The following is a 17,971-nucleotide window of genomic DNA, read 5'->3' as shown; positions in this document are numbered from 1 at the left end:
AACCATGCTGCTGCGTTTTACCAAGATGCACGGCCTGGGCAATGACTTCATGGTTCTCGACCTGGTCAGCCAGCACGCGCACATCCTGCCCAAGCACGCCAAGCAATGGGGCGACCGCCACACCGGTATCGGCTTCGACCAGTTGCTGATCGTTGAGGCACCGAGCAACCCGGAGGTGGATTTCCGCTACCGGATCTTCAACTCCGATGGTTCGGAAGTGGAGCAATGCGGTAACGGCGCCCGCTGTTTCGCCCGTTTCGTGCTGGACAAGCGCTTGACCGCCAAGCGCCAGATCCGCGTCGAGACCAAGAGCGGCATCATTGAGCTGGACGTGCGTAATGACGGCCAGATCAGCGTCAACATGGGCGCCCCGCGCCTGGTACCGGCCGACATCCCCTTCGAAGCCCCGGCCCAGGCCCAGAGCTACGCAGTGGACGTGGACGGTAAGAGCGTCGAGCTGGCAGCCGTGTCCATGGGCAACCCCCATGCGGTGCTGCGGGTGAATGACATCAACAACGCACCGGTGCATGAGCTGGGCCCGAAAATCGAGCATCACCCGCGCTTTCCGGCCCGGGTCAACGTCGGTTTTCTCCAGGTCATCGACCGTCAGCGCGCACAGCTGCGAGTCTGGGAACGCGGTGCCGGGGAAACCCAGGCCTGCGGCACCGGGGCCTGCGCTGCAGCAGTGGCCGCGATCAGCCAGGGGTGGATGGATTCGCCACTATTGATCGACCTGCCAGGCGGGCGCCTGTCCATTGAATGGGCAGGCCCCGGCCAACCGGTGATGATGACCGGCCCGGCAGTCCGCGTATACGAAGGACAGGTCCGTCTATGAGTGAGCGAACCCCATGACCGATAAGCCTCAGGTGCCAGCCGAACAGCCCGACGAATCACCTTCCGACAGCCTGGAGGCGGCGGCCGTTGCCGCGTACCTGGAGGCTCATCCGGACTTCTTCGTCGAACACGACGATCTGCTCCCGGCCTTGCGTATTCCCCACCAGCGCGGTGACACCGTCTCGTTGGTGGAGCGCCAGATGAAAATCCTGCGCGAGCGCAACATCGAAATGCGTCACCGCCTCTCGCAACTGATGGATGTGGCCCGGGACAACGATCGGCTGTTCGACAAGACCCGCCGGCTGATTCTTGCGCTGATGGACGCCACCAGCCTCGAAGACCTGGTGATCAGCGTCGAAGACAGCCTGCGCCAGGACTTCCAGGTGCCCTTCGTCAGCCTGATCCTGTTCAACGACAGCGCCATGCCGGTGGGTCGCTGGGTCACCGCGGCCCAGGCCCAGGAAGCCATCGGCGGCCTGCTTTCGGAGGGCAAAAGCATCTGCGGCACCCTGCGCGAACATGAGTTGGACTTCCTCTTTGGCGAAGAACAACGCAAGCAAATCGGCTCTACCGCGGTGGTCGCCCTGGCCCATCAAGGCGTCCATGGCGTCCTGGCCATCGCCAGCCGCGACCCGCAGCACTACAAAAGCTCGGTGGGCACCCTGTTCCTCAGCTACATCGCCGAAGTCCTGGGCCGCGTACTGCCGCGGTTCACCCACTCGCTGCGCTCGGTACGCTGACCATGGAACGGCAACTGGACGCCTACTGCGAGCACCTGCGCAGTGAGCGCCAGGTGTCGCCCCATACCCTGGAAGCCTATCGCCGCGACCTGAACAAGGTCCTGGCCTACTGCCAAAAGCAGCAGGTCGGCAGCTGGCCAGCTGGATATCCAAAGCCTGCGCAGCCTGATCGCCCGCCTCCATCAGCAAGGCCAGTCCTCACGCAGCCTGGCGCGCCTGCTGTCTGCCGTGCGCGGCCTGTACCACTACCTGAACCGTGAAGGCCTGTGCGATCACGACCCAGCCAATGGCCTGGCGCCACCCAAGGGCGAACGGCGCCTGCCCAAGACCCTGGACACCGACCGCACCCTGCAACTGCTCGACGGCGCCGTGGAAGATGACTTTCTGGCCCACCGAGACCAAGCGATGCTGGAGCTGTTCTACTCCTGCGGTCTGCGTCTTTCCGAGCTGACCGGCCTCAACCTGGATCAGTTGGACTTGGCCGGCGGCTTGGTGCAGGTGCATGGCAAAGGCAGCAAGACCCGGGTCCTGCCAGTGGGCCGCAAAGCCCGCGAGGCCCTGGAACAGTGGTTGCCACTGCGGGACTTGAGCAACCCGCCAGACGGGGCGGTGTTCGTCAGCCAGCAAGGCCGGCGCCTGGGCTCAAGGGCCATCCAACTGCGGGTCAAGGCGGCGGGGGCTCGCGAGCTGGGGCAGAACCTGCACCCCCACATGCTGCGGCACTCCTTTGCCAGCCACCTGCTGGAATCCTCCCAGGACCTGCGCGCCGTGCAGGAGTTGCTGGGCCACTCGGACATCAAGACCACGCAGATCTACACCCACCTGGACTTCCAGCACCTGGCGGCGGTCTACGACAGCGCCCATCCACGGGCCAAACGCACCAAAGGCGGTGAGTAATGACGATCAAACTGATCACCTTCGACCTCGATGACACCCTGTGGGACACCGCGCCCGTGATCGTCAGCGCCGAAGCCACGCTGCGCCAATGGCTGACCGATCACGCGCCAAACCTGGGCGGCGTGCCGGTGGAACACCTGTGGGCGATTCGCGAACGGGTGCTGGGCCTGGAGCCGAGCCTCAAGCACCGGATCAGTGCCTTGCGTCGCCGGGTGCTGTTCCACGCCCTGGAAGAGGCCGGCTATGACCATGCTCAGGCCAATCAACTGGCCGACCAGAGTTTCGAAGTCTTCCTGCATGCCCGGCACCAGCTGGAAATCTTTCCCGAGGTACACCCGACCCTCGAAGCCCTGGCCAATGACTACGCCCTGGGTGTGGTCACCAACGGCAACGCCGACGTGCGCCGCCTGGGCCTGGCGGATTACTTCAAGTTTGCCTTGTGTGCCGAAGACATCGGCATCGCCAAGCCGGATTCGCGGCTGTTCCACGAAGCCCTGCAGCGGGGCCAGGCCACGGCGGATACCGCGGTGCATATCGGCGACCACCCCGGTGACGACATTGCCGGCGCCCAGCAAGCGGGCTTGCGTGCCATCTGGTTCAATCCTGCGGGCAAGACCTGGGAAGCCGAACGCGCCCCTGATGCCGAGATTCGCAGCCTCAAAGAACTGCCAGCACTCCTGGGTCGCTGGCACAGCGGCACCTGATGCAGCTCGTTCTGTAGGAGCGAGCTTGCTCGTGATCGCCGCCACGCGGCGCCATTTACTCCGCACGCGCCCATGAAAAAACCCGCAGCGACGGCGGGTTTTTTCAGCAAGCAGGTAGGCAGGCTCAGATAGGCCGGCTGCCGTACTTGTTGTCAGGCTTCTTGGGCGGATCGGCGACCACGTTGGCCTCGACTTCCTGCACTTTACCGCCACGGGCCAGGAACTCTTCCATGGCACGCGCCAGTGCATCACGCTCTTTGTTCTTGGCCTCGACGCTTGGCAGCTCGTCTACCGAGACCGCAGCCTTGGCCTTGCCTTTGGCGGTCGGGGCAGGAACATCACTGCCGTCGTCTTCCGCTACATCCTCGGCGGCCGCTTCAAGACCTTCTTCGGTTTCTTCTTCGTCGCCTACTTCGAGGTCGTCGTTTTCCAGATCATCGTCGCTCATGTTCTACCTCATGACTTGCGAAAAGCAGATTAGTTATAGCCCAGCTGAGCCGACTGTCGAAGGCTGCTGGAAAAAAATCAACATCCGCTGCCAGGCAGCGGCTTAAGCCTTGTCACCGTGCAAGGTGGCAAGGACTTTACGAGCACCGCCATGATCACGATGCTCGCCCAGATAAACACCTTGCCAGCTGCCTAACGCCAAGCGACCCGCCGACACCGGCAGGCTGATTTGACAGCCTAGCAAACTGGCCTTGAAGTGCGCCGGGAGGTCATCCGCGCCTTCGTCGTCATGTTCAAACCCTGCCACGCCTTGCGGCACCAGGGTATTGAAAAAACGTTCGAAATCGCGCCGAACCGCCGGATCGGCATTCTCGTTGACGGTCAACGAGGCCGAGGTATGTTGCAGCCACAAGTGCAACAAACCCACTCGGCATGCCTTCAGTTCGGGCAGGCCGGCGAGCAACTCGTCGGTCACCAGGTGAAAGCCCCGGGGCCTTGCCCGCAGGGTAATCAGAGTCTGTTGCCACATAGAGTTCTCCGCGCTTCGGCGCGCATTCTAGCGCGCTCAGGGAAAAAACAAAGAGCCTAATATTCCCGCTTTGCTGTAAGCAATTGGCCTGGGGAAAATCCCTACGACAAACACTGGATAGCGTCGTAGAAAAAACCTTTCAGCCACTCCTGGAATGACAAACACCAGGCAAAAAAATGCCCGGCAAGCCGGGCATTTTTTGACGGGCGGGGGTTACAGGTTGTAACCGCGCTCGTTGTGTTGCGCCAAGTCGAGGCCGACCGCTTCTTCTTCCTCGGTGACACGCAGGCCCATGACGGCATCCAGCACCTTGAGAATGATGAAGGTCACGATCGCGGTGTAGATCACCGTGAAGCCTACGCCTTTGCACTGAATCCACACTTGGGCCGCGATGTCGGTCACGGTGCCGAAGCCGCCCAGGGAAGGTGCAGCGAAGACGCCCGTGAGGATCGCGCCGAGGATACCGCCGATACCGTGCACGCCGAAGGCGTCCAGGGAGTCGTCGTAGCCCAGTTTGCGTTTCAGGCTGGTGGCGCAGAAGAAGCACACCACGCCAGCGGCCAGGCCGATCACCAGAGCGCCCATCGGGCCCACGGTGCCGGCTGCCGGAGTAATGGCCACCAGGCCGGCTACCACACCCGAAGCAATGCCCAGAGCGCTTGGTTTACCGTGGGTCAGCCACTCGGCGAACATCCAGCCCAGTGCGGCAGCAGCGGTAGCGATCTGAGTCACCAGCATCGCCATGCCGGCAGTGCCGTTGGCCGCAGCGGCGGAACCGGCGTTGAAGCCGAACCAGCCCACCCACAGCATTGCTGCGCCCATCAGGGTGTAACCCAGGTTGTGCGGAGCCATCGGCGTGGTTGGGAAGCCTTTACGCTTGCCGAGCACGATGCACGCCACCAGGCCAGCAATACCGGCGTTGATGTGCACCACGGTGCCGCCCGCGAAGTCCAGGACGCCCCAGTCCCACATCAGGCCGCCGTTGCCGGACCAGACCATGTGTGCGATCGGCGCATACACCAGGGTGAACCACACGCCCATGAAGATCAGCATGGCGGAGAACTTCATGCGCTCGGCGAAGGCACCGACGATCAGCGCAGGGGTGATGATGGCGAAGGTCATCTGGAAGGTGATGAACACCGCCTCAGGGAACAGCGCCGCTGGGCCGGTGATGCTGGCCGGGGTGACACCGGCTAGGAATGCCTTGCCCATGCCGCCGAAGAACGAGTTGAAGTTGACGACGCCCTGTTCCATGCCGGTGGTGTCGAACGCAATGCTGTAGCCATAAATGACCCACAGGATGCTGATCAGGCCGGTGATGGCGAAGCACTGCATCAGCACGGAAAGAATGTTTTTCGAGCGCACCATGCCGCCGTAGAACAGCGCCAGGCCGGGAATGGTCATGAACAGCACCAGGGCTGTGGAGGTCAGCATCCAGGCAGTGTCGCCGGAATTGAGGACTGGGGCCGCCACTTCGTCTGCCGCCATGGCCAGGCCAGGCATTACGAGGGACAAAAGGGCTCCTAGCCCTGCGGTTTTACGCAGAGTCATATTGTTTTCTCCTGGGGCGTTGGGTTTGGCGGCTTAGATTGCGTCGGTATCGGTTTCGCCGGTACGGATGCGAATAGCCTGTTCCAGATTGACCACGAAGATCTTGCCGTCACCGATCTTGCCGGTGTTGGCTGCCTTGGTTATCGCCTCGATAACCCGATCAAGGTCCTTGTCGTCAATGGCGACGTCGATCTTCACCTTGGGCAGGAAATCGACCACGTATTCCGCGCCGCGATACAGCTCGGTGTGACCCTTCTGCCGGCCGAAGCCTTTGACTTCAGTGACGGTAATGCCCTGCACGCCGATCTCGGACAGCGACTCGCGCACATCGTCCAATTTGAACGGCTTGATGATGGCAGTGACTAGCTTCATGAAAACTCTCTCCCGAATTGGTGGACTTGCCCCAGGAAAACAAACCCGACTCAAGTCTAAGCGCAGTGCCTGGCTTTGTAACGCATCGTCGGCCCTACTCAGCCAGACCGACGCCAGCAAACCACTCCTGACGAAACACTTCCCCGCTCCGCCTGCTGCACTGCATTCGTCACAGCGACTGCATCAGTGCATGGGTCACTAGGCACTAAGCAGAAACCTTGCCAGCTCGGGAAAAACCCATGATTTCAGTCCCTTGCCCGGCTGCATCGCTACTTGTTTGCCATCACTGCCGCGGATACGCACAACAACGGTGCGCAGCCGCCCGGCCGGATGCTCGAAAAGCGTGCAGCCGTGCCGACAGGAATGACTATAGACACTGCGTGATACACTGCGGCCCATCTGATTTCAGGACCTTCCCATGCTCGCGCCCAAAGACCTTCTCGACGCCCTGAGCGGCCACGCCTCCCGCCTGTTCAGCAATGACAGCCCGTTGCCCCGCAATGAAATCGAAAGCCAGTTCAAGGCCCTCCTGCAGAGCGGCTTCAGCAAACTGGACCTGGTCAGCCGGGAAGAATTCGACAGCCAGATGGTGGTCCTGGCCCGCACCCGCGCCCGCCTGGAAAGCCTGGAAGCCAAGGTCGCCGAGCTGGAAGCGAAGCTCAATCCCAGCGAGCAGTAACCCGCCAGGCCCCGCGCTCCAGGGGCAGGCTTGAGAGCGGTGCAGAGTAACCGCCGCTTGAGCCTTGCCCCCGGGCGAAGATTTTCCGCCCGATCCGTTCATTTCCCTTCGCCCCCGCCGATAACCTGCTCAGCACTCGCCGCCACCGTTCAACAGCACCGTCGCCTGCCGGAACACACCTGGCCGACATCCGCTTAGAATGCGCTGGCCGCTGCAACGCGCCGCTGACCCCGACCGACTTTCCGTTGTGCAACAGGTAGCCCTATGACCTCGCCGAAACCCTTCAGCCGATTGGCGTTCTTCGTCCATGCCGCCGAGATGCTCAACCATTACCAGGCGGTCTGGGAGTTGCTCGGTGCCGACGGCTTCGACGTGGTGCTGCACGGCAGCCCGCAAGAACGGGCCAAAAGCCGCGAGCTGATCGGCGGCCTCGGCTACCACTGCCATGACAGCGAGCAGGTGCTGGACGCCGCCCATCGTTATGACATCGTGGTGTCCAACCACAGCATGTACACCCACCGCTCCCAGCCGCTGACCAAAGCCCTGGGCCACCGCCAGGTGCGGTTCATGTATGCCCTGGGCAAGGCCAAGCACAACTTCGCCAGTTGGAACGCCCATTACGACCTGATCCTGTGCTTCGGCCCCTGGCAGGCCGAGCGCTTGCGCGAGTGCTGCGACGCGGTGCCGTTCCAGATGGGCTATCCGCGCTACGACGCCTACTTCCGCGACACCTCCTTGCAAGGCACGGTGCCGGTCGACCTGAACCTGGACCCGACCAAGAAAACCGTGCTGTGGCTGCCCACCTGGCTGGAGCTGTCGTCCATCAGCCGTTACGCCGACGCCATGGCCGGGCTGTGCGAACGCTACAACGTGATCGTCAAAACCCATCCGCTGTCCGCCGAGGCACCAGCCGACGCCGGGGCCATGGAGCAGCTCAAGCAGTACCCGTTCACTGCGGTGATCACGTGGGTCTACGACAACCTCAAGCTGTTCCGTTGCGCCGACTTTGTGGTGTGCGACTACGGTGGAACCGCTTTCGGCGCCTTGTACCTGGACAAGAACCTGCTGTTGTTGAATGTTCCTGGCGCCGAACAGGATGAGCTGACGGGGGACGCTTCGCCCGACATCCTGCTGCGCAACGACATTTTCAGCCTCGACCCGGATACCCGCTGGCAATTGGCGGAACGCCTGGCCGACGACCAGCTCTGGCAACAACAGGCTGCCGTGCGCCAACGCCTGCGCCGCCATTACTTTGCGCCCAGCTATGGTTTCTCTGCAGAGTTGGCAGTACTGGCGCTGCGCAACATCGAAACCTTAATCAAACAAGGATGACGTCATGGTGATCTGGCTGGTCGGCCTGTCGGGTGCAGGCAAAACCACCATTGGCCGGGCCCTGTATGCCAGCCTGAAGGCGCAGCGGCCGCAAACCGTGTTTGTCGACGGCGACGAAATCCGCGCGCTGTTCCGCCATGACCAGCGGGCCGACGCCTACAGCATCGCCGGGCGGCGGGTGAATGCCGAGCGCATCCAGGCCCTGTGCGGCTGGCTCGATAGCCAGGGCATCGATGTGGTGTGCTGCATCCTGTCGATCTTCCAGGACATCAGCGACGACAACCGGCAGCGCTTCTCCAGTTACAAGGAAGTCTTTGTCGATGTGCCTTTAAGCACCCTGGTCAGCCGTGACAACAAAGGCCTGTACCAGTCCGCCCTGCGCGGCGAACAAAGCAATGTGGTGGGCATGGACATCGCCTACCCACCGCCGCAACGCCCGGACCTGGTCCTGCATAATCGCCACAACCCCGATGACCTTCCGGGTTACGTGGAATGCCTTCGTCTTCTGTGCGGGTATCCGTCGTCATGCTGAACTACCCCTACAGCACCGGCGACCTGCTGGCCACGCCGCAGACCTATCGCTACAGCACGTACCAGGGCGCACCCTTTGTCGAGGCCTGGCGCGCCTCGCGCCTGCAAGCCTGTGGACAACTTCCCGCGCCGGTACCGCTGCTGCTGGCAGACCCGGGGCCGGAAGCCACGACCGACAGCGCCACACTGCTCAGCCAACTGTGCCTGGACTTGCGGGCCGACCGCAGCACCTTCAGCCCCCGGGTCGCCTACTGGCTGCCTCGCCTGCTGAAAAAATTCGAAGTCAGCAAGCGCCTGCACGAGTGCTATGAAACCGCCGCCCCCCATCGCCCGCAGCCCCACAGCCCCTATTCAGACCTGCTGCCTTACCTGTTGCTGGCCGAATGCATGCTGCATGGCTGGGCCGCAAGCGGCGCGGCGTACTACCTCAGCGCCCTGCTCAAACTGACGGATACCCTGGTCTCGCAGCAGGCGCGCCTGACAGCGGATCAGGGCGCCTACCTGGCCTGGCTGCTGGCAGAAGAACAGCACGTGCTCGGCACCCTCGCTGCGGAGGTCGGCCTATGAGCCCCCCCCGTCTGGTCATTTTATGTGCCTACACCGCACGCTCTGTGGCTTATCTGCAGGGCTTGGCGGCGGCGGGCATCCAACCGGCGTCGGTGATTGTCTATGGCGCAGGCGGCGGCCCGTTGCAGACCACCCGCGACCTGCAAGTCCGGCCGCTGCCGGGGCTGTTCTGCCCTGACCTGAGCCAGGACCTCGACGCCTGCCTGAACGCCCTACAGTGGCCCCACGAAGTCTGCGCCGCCCAGGCCCTGGACGACGCCGAGCTGCTGGCCTGCGTGGAGCGCCAGGCGCCGGACTTGCTGGTGTATTCCGGCTACGGCGGCCAACTGGTACCGCCGGCCCTGCTGCGACGCCAGCCGGTGCTGCACATCCACTCCGGCTGGCTGCCGGACTACCGTGGCAGCACCACCCTGTATTACCAGGTGCTCGAACAACGCCAATGCGCCGCCAGCGCCTTGCTTCTCGACGAACAGATCGACACCGGGCCGGTGGTGGCTCGCCAGCAATACCCCTTGCCACCGGCGGGCATGGACATCGACTACCTGTACGACAACGCCATCCGCGCCGATTTGCTGGTGCGGGTCCTGGCCCGCTGGCGCCACGACCCCGAAGCCCTGCAGGCCCTGCCGGCCGAGGCCGAACAGCCGCCCTACTTCATCATTCACCCGCTGCTCAAACACCTGGCACTGCTGGCGGTGGATCGCGCCGAGGAGACGCCATGAGCGGCACCGCACAGAGCATCCGTTTCGGGACTAAATCCGAAACCCTGGAGCGCCTGCTACCGCGAGTCACCCGCTCGCAGATCCTGCCGCTGTATTTCTTTACCGCCGGGCAGTGGCGAGACCGGCCTGCCGAGGTGCTGCAAAACATCGCCGGCATGGAGCATGGCGGCTGTGTGATCGTGCGCAGCAGCGCGCAAAATGAGGACGGCTTCAACAGCTCCATGGCGGGCCTGTTCGCCAGTTGCCTGAATGTGTGCGCCAGCGATCCCCAAGCCCTCAGCGCGGCCATCGAACAGGTGATGGCGTCCTTCGCCGAGCACCCCAGCGAAGACAATCAGGTGCTGATCCAGCCGATGCTGACCTCGATCCAGATGAGTGGCGTGGTGATGACCCACGACCTGGAGCACGGCGCGCCCTACTACGTCATCAACTACGACGATGAGAGCGGGCTCACCGATACCATCACTGGCGGGCTGGGCATCCAGAAAACCGTACTGATCTACCGCGACACCGAGGGCGAGCAATTGCGTTCGCCGCGCCTGCAGGCCGTGCTCGAGGCCTGCCGGGAACTCGAAGCCCTGTGCGGCGCCGTGCCCCTGGACATCGAATTCGCCGTGGACCTTCACCAGCAGGTGTATGTGCTGCAGGTGCGGCGTATCACCCTGTGCAACACCTGGCACCCGGTCACCGAACGCCGGGTCGCGCGCCAGCTGGAACACATCCGGCACTTCCTGGGCAAACGCCTGGGCCCGCGGGCGGGTCTGTACGGCGACAGCACCTTGCTCGGGGTCATGCCCGACTGGAACCCCGCAGAGATCATCGGCACCACCCCGCGCCCCCTGGCGGCGTCGCTGTATCGCTGGCTGGTGACGGACGCTAGCTGGCGTGAGGCCCGAGCCCTGATGGGCTATCACCATCCGCGACATCAAGCGCTGATGGTGATGCTCGGCCACCACCCGTACATCGACGTGCGTTGCAGCTTCAACTCGTTCCTGCCGGCCGGCCTTGAGCCGGCGCTGTGCAACACGTTGGTCAACGCCTGGCTGCAACGCCTGCAAGCGCACCCGCAGTGGCACGACAAGGTCGAGTTCGAGATCGTCCCGACCTGCCTGGACTTCACCTTCGACAGCGACTTCGCCGAGCGCTACGGCAACCTCCTGACGCCCGCCGAGCAACTGACTTATCGCCGCGCCCTGGAGCAACTGACGCGGCAGGCCCTGAGCGGCAGCGGTGACGGCGCCCTTGGCCCCCTGCTGGAGCAGGTGCGGGCTCACGAACGGCACCAGCAACAGCGACGCCTGGAAGCCCTGCCCGCCGACCTGGACAGCATCCAGCGCCTGCTGCTGGACTGCCGCGAACAGGGCACCGTGCCGTTTGCCATGCTCGCCCGTCACGCCTTCATCGCCGAGGCCCTGATGCGCTCGGCCTGTCGCCGTGGCGCCCTGAGCCAGGAGCGCCTGCTGGCCTGGAAGCAGTCGATTCATACCGTGACCACCGAACTGACCCGCGACTATGCCCAGGTCTGCGCCGACGCCCGGGCGCTGCCGGCCTTTGTGGCCAAGTTCGGCCACCTGCGCCCCGGCACTTACGACATCACCTCCCTGCGCTATGACGAACGTCACGACCTGTTCGCCGCCGCGGCAGTGGAACTGCACCCCAGCCCGGAGCAACAGGCGCCCTTCCAGCTGTCGTCGACGGAACAACAGGCCTTGCAACAACTGGTGGACGAGCAGCACTGGCCGCTGTCGAGCGAGCAACTGCTGAGTTACGCCAGCCAGGCGATCCAGGCCCGGGAGTACGCCAAGCTGGTGTTCACCCGTGACCTGTCCGATGCCCTGCAACTGCTGGTGCAGTGGGGTGCCGACGTCGGCCTGGCCCGGGAAGACCTGTCGTTCCTGGATATCCACAGCCTGCTCGACAGCCTGACCGCGCCACTGATGGATGACATCGACCGGGTGCTGCTGGAGTCCGCCAACCAAGCTCGGCGTAGCTACGAACAGGGCATTTCGCTGAAGCTCGGGCACCTGATCAGCGCGGTCGACGACGTGTTCGTGGCGCCTTTGCATCGCAGCCTGCCCAATTTCATCACCCGGCAGAATGTCGAAGCCATGGGCCTGGAGCTACGGCAGGACACGCCGGCATCGGCACCGCTCAAGGGCAAGATCATCTGCATCGAAAATGCCGACCCCGGCTATGACTGGGTGTTCACCCGGGGCATCGCCGGGCTGGTCACCCAATACGGCGGGGCCAACTCCCACATGGCCATCCGTTGCGCCGAGTTCGGTATTCCGGCGGCCATTGGCTGCGGCGAACAACTGTTCAACCGCATCCTGCGCAGCCCGCGCATCGCCCTCAATTGCCGCGACAAAACCCTGAACCCGGTGCAGCCATGAAACGCATCGGCATCACCCTGCGCACCTGCAACCCCGAGGCTTATCACGAGCCCCGGGATGGTCTGGCGCGGGACTGGTATCGGTTGCTGGCCGAGCTGGGCTGCGCCAATCAGTGGCTGCTGCTGCCCAGCCTGGGCGATGACAGCGTGAGCTACGCCCGGGACCAGGGTGTGGAAGCGCTGATCCTCAGTGGCGGCGACGACATCGGCAGCGACCCGCTGCGGGATCAAAGCGAGTACGCGCTGCTGGCCCACTGCGTGGCAGAGGGTTTGCCGGTGCTGGGGGTGTGTCGCGGGCTGCAATTGATCCAACGCTTCTTCGGCGGCCAACTGGCCCCTGCCGAACGCGCCGTGCATGTGGCCCAGCGGCATCCCATCAGCTTGCTGCCCGCCGCCCTGCAAGAGCTACCCTGGCTGCAGGGTCAGCCCCCGTCGCGCTCGGTCAATTCCTTTCATGGCCAGCAATTGCTCGCCCCCGTACCCGAGGTCCTGCGCCCCTGGGCCGTGGACGCGGCGGGCCACTGCGAAGCCCTGGTGCATCGGCACCTGAAGCTGGCCGGGATCATGTGGCACCCCGAGCGCGACACGGTGCTGCACGAATCCGATCGACAACTGTGCCACTGGCTATTTGAGTGAAATGACATGAGAGCCGTAATTCTTGCCGCCGGCCGCGGTTCCCGCCTGAAAGACCTGACCGCCGAGCAACCCAAGCCCCTGACCCGCCTGGCAGGCCAGCCGTTGCTGGAGTGGCAGCTGCAAGCCCTGGCCAGCGCCGGTGTCGACGAGGTGCACCTGGTCAGCGGCTATTGCAGCGAAGCCCTCGAAGGCTACGGCAGCAGCCGGCTGTACAACCCCCATTGGGCCAGCAGCAACATGGTGCGCAGCCTAATGCGGGCCGACGCCTTGCTGTCCAGCGCCCCGACCCTGGTGTGCTACGGCGACATCGTCTACCGCCCGGACATCATCCAGGACCTGATGCGCTCGCCCGCCGACCTGAGCATCACCTATGACCTGGCCTGGTGGGACCTGTGGTCGGCGCGCTTCGACGACCCCTTGAGCGATGCCGAAACCTTTCGCCAGGCGCATGGGCAACTGCTCGGCATCGGTGAGTCCGCGGCCAGCCGCGATGACATCCAGGGGCAATACATGGGCCTGCTGAAGTTCACCCCGCAGGGCTGGCAACAGGTCCAAAGGTTGCTGTCGGGCCTGTCTGACGCGCAGATCGACAAGCTCGACATGACCAGCCTGCTGCGCGCCCTGCTCAAGGCCGGCATCGCCATCGCCACCGTAGCCATCCGTGGTGGCTGGGTGGAAGTGGACAACCCCTCGGACATCGCTCTCTACGAGCAGCGAATCGCCCAACCCGGCTGGTCCCACGACTGGCGAGGCTGATAGCCCCGCAACATCCTGCGCACATTTGCCAGGCGTCAGCGGGCCCAAGGGCCCGTTGCCAGGGCTACGCTTGAGCAACCGCAGGACGCGGTTTTACAGCCTCAAGGAACGAGTATGTCTCTGGCCATTGTCCACAGCCGTGCCCAGGTCGGCGTGCAAGCACCGGCCGTCTCGGTGGAAGTCCACCTGGCCAACGGCCTGCCCAGCCTGACCCTGGTAGGGCTACCCGAAACTGCCGTCAAGGAAAGCAAGGACCGGGTGCGCAGCGCGATCCTCAATTCAGGCTTCGACTTCCCCGCACGACGCATCACCCTCAACCTGGCCCCGGCCGACTTGCCCAAGGACGGCGGGCGTTTCGACCTGGCCATTGCCCTGGGCATTCTCGCGGCCAGCGTCCAGGTGCCCACCCTGGCCCTTGAGAATATCGAGTGCCTCGGCGAGCTGGCGTTGTCCGGGGCGGTGCGGCCGGTGCGCGGCGTGCTACCCGCGGCCCTGGCCGCGCGCAACGCCGGGCGTACCTTGCTGGTGCCCCAAGCCAACGCTGAGGAGGCCTGCCTGGCTTCGGGGCTGCGGGTGATTGCCGTCGACCACTTGCTGCAAGCCGCCGCCCACCTCAACGGCCACAACCCCATCGAGCCCTTTGTCGCCAACGGTTTGCTGCGCGCTCAGGCGCCCTATCCCGACCTGAAGGATGTCCAGGGTCAGGAAGCCGCCAAACGTGCCTTGCTGGTGGCTGCCGCCGGCATTCACAACCTGCTGTTCAGCGGCCCGCCAGGCACCGGCAAGACCCTGCTCGCCAGCCGCCTGCCCGGTTTGCTGCCGCCCCTGGAAGAACAGGAAGCCCTGGAGGTTGCGGCCATCCAGTCCGTGACCAGCCACGTGCCCTTGAGCCATTGGCCGCAACGGCCGTTTCGCCAGCCCCACCACTCGGCTTCTGCCGCAGCCCTGGTGGGTGGCGGCTGTAGGTTTTGGAAATAGATGCGAAAAAATTGAAATTAATGCGACCGGCAAGGTACACCATTGCTCCCTCACCCATGAAAAATCTCCATTCACCCTTAAGGAGCAGTGCCATGGTTAACCAAGCACAACGCGCTTATCACGCATGGAATACTCTGATCAGTTGTGCAACGCAGCGAACCACCATTACCTATGGCGCGTTAGGTGCAGCGATCGGCATTCATCATCGTCCAATCAAATACGTCCTTGAACTTATACAAGAGCACTGCATTTCTGAAGGGTTGCCACCGATCACCATTCTCGCTACAGACCGCAATGGAAGAATCGGTCGCGGATTTTTTGCTTTCGATTTGGACCGGCGAGCCGAAGGACTCGTTTCAGTCTACGACCACCAATGGCAGTCGATTGAGAATCCGTTCTCCTTTGCGGCTGACGGGCAGCTCTACGAAAAAATAGTGACCGAGCTGGCGACCACGCCTAGCAGCGCAGGCGATGTGATGCGCTTGGTCAAATCAAGGGGAATGGCTCAGGTTATGTTCCGCGACGCCTTGCTCGAATGCTACGGACGCCGGTGCGCTTTTACCGGGATGTCTTTCACTGAGGCGCTGGAGGCTTGCCATATCGTTCCGTGGTCGTCCTGCTTACCTGAACAGCGCCTGGATGTGCGCAACGGCATCCTGCTGAATAGCCTTCACCACTCTCTATTCGATAAAGGCTGGATGACGATAGACCTGGCGCATCGAATCCAGTTCGTGGATCCGGAGATGCTCTACGAACCATACAGCCACTTTGATAAGGTCGTATCAGTCGATTTACACGGGAAACAGATGCTCCTTCCCAAAAACCCCGCACTAGCACCAGCGGCTGAGTTCATTCAAAAGCACCATGAGGCGATGGAAAAGATGAACCAGTAGAAAGGCGAATTTGCGCTGGTGGGCAATCCTCGCGTGACATCTGGAGCCGGTCGGGTGCTTATTTTTGCACCCCGTGAGTTTGCCCCGAAACAGCGAAAACTTGTCGGCTTTCGAAATTAATACGACTGAAAAACTAATCGATTGATCCTAGGGCGCTTCCCGCAAGCTGCGAACTGCGCCCAAGCATTTATGTGCCCGGATAGCGTCCCCCGTCAGGTGCAGCCATAAACGCCATGGGATCAACTGGATACCACAGCCCAATTGATCTATCCCAATTGCCGGTTTGTGAGAATCAGTGCGCCGAATCCTATTCGGTATCAAGCAAACAGGGTGCAGCTGTGGTTGGCGATGAACCTGAGTACACCGCGGCCCCACCATGGTTGGCATACCCGCCGTCAGTGGCAGCTACATATGGGCGGGCAAGTCTGTGCAGTTGTCCGCCTGATATTGCGGATCGGCCTTGGGCCGACCCGCAAGGTCCATGGGTGGGTTAGCCGGCGCTCATTACCTGAGGCTGGGGATGTACTTCCAGTTCCCACGGGGCGTGGATAGGTATGAGCTCAACGACTAGATGGTGTGCCACGACAGTTACTGTGGAGTCGATATTGCACCTTGGGCATAACTTGAGGCCTGCGAGGTATGCGCAGTGGTAACAGAGCACCAAATGCTCATTGGGGTCATGTTCACCAGTGTGAGAAAGCTCAATATGCGTTGCGTCGCAATCCCAGCAGTGGCCACAACGAATGGTTTTACCCGAGGCATGCTCAGGATCGATTACATAAATGTGCATAGGGGTATCCCTTTTGAAAAGAAAGTCTGTTTAGAGCAAGTCTTTTTCAGTGCCCAATGTAGAGGCAGGGATTACCGGAGGCGGTGTCGATACTCGCTGAGCTCGGCTCCATAGGCGAATAGGGGAAAGCCATAGCGGGCGGCATTTGCAGATGTGAGCATTTTGAGTAGCAGTGCGGAGATCCTGGCGTTCCTAGCTGCTTGGTCGAGACGTAGTATGGCGAGCGCTGCCGTAAGCGCTTGTTTCTGGAGTTGGCGAAGAGTCAGGGTAGGACAGCGGCGTTCGTACTCCAAGCAGCCTATGAGCCCACAAGGCTCCATAGATACACGGCGAGAGATTCTCCTTAGAGTTCCTGCCGCCTTTCCGGGGTCGAGCGCCCTACCACAGATTACGGTCATTGCGTAATCGAGGTAGCTAAAGCGCAACTCGCTTTCAAGGTTAAATGGAAGTATTTGGCCCTTTACTAGGGTACTGTCGTCATCGCCTTCCTTTGGGGCGGTAATTTCGTCAATAACATGGTGAATGTGGTCTAAGCGTACTACTGCCTCGAGCAGCGCTATCTGGCGGGCTTCCTCCTTCTCACCCCACGACGCAGCCGGGCTGACACTGTCGGTGTCTTCCTCTAAAGCTGGATTGTTGGTTTCAGGGCGATTCATTTTTGAGCTACCTGGAAAAATGCTGATGTTCATTTACAGCCTGTCCAAAATATCTCGAAGCTCCCCGAATTTTCAACTCCCGTGCAAAATCGCTTGTTGTGGCAGATGCTCCCACGCTGATCGCACTGCCCGATAGGGTCAGCGCTGAGCAGGCGCTGCACATCGACATGATAAATACATGAACGCTATGGCCGTCACGATTGTTAGTGTGACATTTCGCAATAAATGCAACTAGTTGGAAGTAAATGCAACCAACAGGCTGCACGGATCTACAAGTGATTACACGTAAAAGCTATTGCTCACAGGATCCCCCTTCTCGACTTCGACGTGCGATAATTAACTTCACACCTTGCTGCACTCTGGTGGGCGCCGACATTCTTATATCCATTCGGTGGTTGAGTGCGCCGATCATATGTCTATCAACGTTTTCCTGTGGCGAAATGCGCATGTTTTCTCAGGAAAGACGCTGAAATCCCGACAAAGATATTTCCTCCAGAAGAAAAATCAACTAGAGTTGGAATATTTACACCACTGCCTCAAGCAAACCAAATGGAATTTGTTAATGTCAACGGATATTAGCCGAAAAATAAAAAACCAAGGATCAAGACAAAAGATAGAAGCCGAGGCAGATAAAAAAATAGAAAAAACACTCCTGCTTTTCAAGAAGTTATTAAACCGTTTTGGAACAAACCTTGGTGACTGGATCGCAAGAGTAGTAATCAAAGCGACATCTTACAATATCATACCGTCTATTCTGGTTTCATTCATTTTTAGCTACATAGCTTTGAGTGATGACGTAAAAATACTAGTCAGGAGAAAGATCCCTCTGTTTATGAGGGAAGCAGCACTTGGTCAGTTCAGCCTTGAGACTATAACTTTTTTTAGTTGCCGCTGCGGGGTTCATTCTTGGTGCTTGGCTCCTCTGCTCAAATTCAGTTAGCGACATTATCCTGAAAAGACAAAAC

General features: G+C 61.5%; 18 protein-coding genes and 2 pseudogenes. 15 read left to right on the top strand and 5 right to left on the bottom strand.

Annotation, left to right across the window (positions count from 1 at the left end):
* The first annotated feature begins 4 nt into the window (after positions 1-4).
* From dapF to M1B34_RS06870, 4 genes and pseudogenes are all read left to right on the top strand, one after another.
* Positions 5-835: a diaminopimelate epimerase gene (gene dapF / locus M1B34_RS06885; RefSeq protein ID WP_268262654.1), complete on the top strand. Its 831-nt coding sequence runs from the start codon at positions 5-7 to the stop codon at positions 833-835.
* 13 nt (positions 836-848) lie between these two features.
* On the top strand, positions 849-1,574 hold the full coding sequence (locus M1B34_RS06880; protein WP_123327791.1) for a DUF484 family protein: 726 nt from the start codon (positions 849-851) through the stop codon (positions 1,572-1,574).
* Positions 1,575-1,576: 2 nt separating this feature from the next.
* Positions 1,577-2,471, top strand: a pseudogene (gene xerC, locus M1B34_RS06875) (tyrosine recombinase XerC).
* Positions 2,471-3,175 (top strand): HAD family hydrolase, encoded by a 705-nt coding sequence (locus M1B34_RS06870; protein WP_268264725.1) that lies wholly within the window; start codon positions 2,471-2,473, stop codon positions 3,173-3,175. The pseudogene xerC and the gene M1B34_RS06870 overlap by 1 nt, the downstream one beginning before the upstream one ends.
* 124 nt (positions 3,176-3,299) lie before the next feature.
* Here the strand turns inward: M1B34_RS06870 and sutA are convergent, their stop codons facing one another.
* The 4 genes from sutA to glnK form a co-directional block, all read right to left on the bottom strand.
* On the bottom strand, positions 3,300-3,623 hold the full coding sequence (gene sutA / locus M1B34_RS06865) for a transcriptional regulator SutA (protein WP_123327794.1): 324 nt from the start codon (positions 3,621-3,623) through the stop codon (positions 3,300-3,302).
* Between the two features lie 102 nt (positions 3,624-3,725).
* The gene (locus M1B34_RS06860) at positions 3,726-4,151 is read right to left on the bottom strand and encodes a secondary thiamine-phosphate synthase enzyme YjbQ (RefSeq protein WP_268264724.1); all 426 of its coding nucleotides are present in this window, start codon (positions 4,149-4,151) and stop codon (positions 3,726-3,728) included.
* 213 nt (positions 4,152-4,364) lie between these two features.
* Complete coding sequence (locus M1B34_RS06855; protein ID WP_123327796.1) at positions 4,365-5,702, bottom strand: ammonium transporter; 1,338 nt, start codon at positions 5,700-5,702, stop codon at positions 4,365-4,367.
* A gap of 33 nt (positions 5,703-5,735) precedes the next feature.
* Positions 5,736-6,074, bottom strand: coding sequence for a P-II family nitrogen regulator (gene glnK, locus M1B34_RS06850; RefSeq protein ID WP_002555808.1), 339 nt, complete (start codon positions 6,072-6,074; stop codon positions 5,736-5,738).
* A 418-nt stretch (positions 6,075-6,492) separates the two neighbouring features.
* Here glnK and M1B34_RS06845 point away from each other — a divergent pair, with 418 nt between their 5' ends.
* The 10 genes and pseudogenes from M1B34_RS06845 to M1B34_RS06800 all read left to right on the top strand — a co-directional run bounded on the left by M1B34_RS06845 (position 6,493) and on the right by M1B34_RS06800 (position 15,560).
* Complete coding sequence (locus tag M1B34_RS06845) at positions 6,493-6,753, top strand: accessory factor UbiK family protein (protein ID WP_123327797.1); 261 nt, start codon at positions 6,493-6,495, stop codon at positions 6,751-6,753.
* Between the two features lie 264 nt (positions 6,754-7,017).
* Positions 7,018-8,085: a CDP-glycerol glycerophosphotransferase family protein gene (locus M1B34_RS06840; protein ID WP_268264723.1), complete on the top strand. Its 1,068-nt coding sequence runs from the start codon at positions 7,018-7,020 to the stop codon at positions 8,083-8,085.
* Between the two features lie 4 nt (positions 8,086-8,089).
* The gene (locus M1B34_RS06835) at positions 8,090-8,617 is read left to right on the top strand and encodes an adenylyl-sulfate kinase (RefSeq protein ID WP_268264722.1); all 528 of its coding nucleotides are present in this window, start codon (positions 8,090-8,092) and stop codon (positions 8,615-8,617) included.
* Positions 8,578-9,183, top strand: coding sequence for a hypothetical protein (locus M1B34_RS06830; RefSeq protein ID WP_268264721.1), 606 nt, complete (start codon positions 8,578-8,580; stop codon positions 9,181-9,183). Before M1B34_RS06835 ends, M1B34_RS06830 begins: the two co-directional genes overlap by 40 nt.
* Positions 9,180-9,905, top strand: a complete 726-nt coding sequence (locus M1B34_RS06825; RefSeq protein ID WP_268264720.1) for a formyltransferase family protein — start codon at positions 9,180-9,182, stop codon at positions 9,903-9,905. The genes M1B34_RS06830 and M1B34_RS06825 overlap by 4 nt, the downstream gene beginning before the upstream one ends.
* Positions 9,902-12,298, top strand: a complete 2,397-nt coding sequence (locus M1B34_RS06820) for a PEP/pyruvate-binding domain-containing protein (protein ID WP_268264719.1) — start codon at positions 9,902-9,904, stop codon at positions 12,296-12,298. Before M1B34_RS06825 ends, M1B34_RS06820 begins: the two co-directional genes overlap by 4 nt.
* Positions 12,295-12,933 (top strand): gamma-glutamyl-gamma-aminobutyrate hydrolase family protein, encoded by a 639-nt coding sequence (locus M1B34_RS06815; protein ID WP_268264718.1) that lies wholly within the window; start codon positions 12,295-12,297, stop codon positions 12,931-12,933. The genes M1B34_RS06820 and M1B34_RS06815 overlap by 4 nt, the downstream gene beginning before the upstream one ends.
* Positions 12,934-12,939: 6 nt before the next feature.
* Positions 12,940-13,689 (top strand): phosphocholine cytidylyltransferase family protein, encoded by a 750-nt coding sequence (locus M1B34_RS06810; RefSeq protein ID WP_268262646.1) that lies wholly within the window; start codon positions 12,940-12,942, stop codon positions 13,687-13,689.
* A gap of 114 nt (positions 13,690-13,803) precedes the next feature.
* Positions 13,804-14,655 (top strand): annotated as a pseudogene (locus M1B34_RS06805) (YifB family Mg chelatase-like AAA ATPase); the annotation flags it as partial.
* Positions 14,656-14,759: 104 nt separating this feature from the next.
* Entirely contained in the window at positions 14,760-15,560 is an 801-nt protein-coding gene (locus tag M1B34_RS06800) for an HNH endonuclease (RefSeq protein WP_186452727.1), read from the top strand.
* Between the two features lie 861 nt (positions 15,561-16,421).
* Here the strand turns inward: M1B34_RS06800 and M1B34_RS06795 are convergent.
* Positions 16,422-17,039 carry a hypothetical protein gene (locus M1B34_RS06795; protein WP_145713392.1) on the bottom strand — a complete coding sequence of 206 codons (618 nt, stop codon included), beginning with the start codon at positions 17,037-17,039 and terminating at the stop codon, positions 16,422-16,424.
* Positions 17,040-17,418: 379 nt separating this feature from the next.
* Here M1B34_RS06795 and M1B34_RS06790 point away from each other — a divergent pair, with 379 nt between their 5' ends.
* Complete coding sequence (locus tag M1B34_RS06790) at positions 17,419-17,946, top strand: hypothetical protein (protein WP_268264717.1); 528 nt, start codon at positions 17,419-17,421, stop codon at positions 17,944-17,946.
* The last annotated feature ends 25 nt before the right edge of the window (positions 17,947-17,971 follow it).

This window comes from Pseudomonas morbosilactucae (assembly GCF_023241715.1).
Classification (GTDB): Bacteria; Pseudomonadota; Gammaproteobacteria; order Pseudomonadales; family Pseudomonadaceae; genus Aquipseudomonas; species Aquipseudomonas morbosilactucae.
Note: the sequence above shows the minus strand (reverse complement) of the source record. Positions and strands in the feature narration are given on the sequence as shown.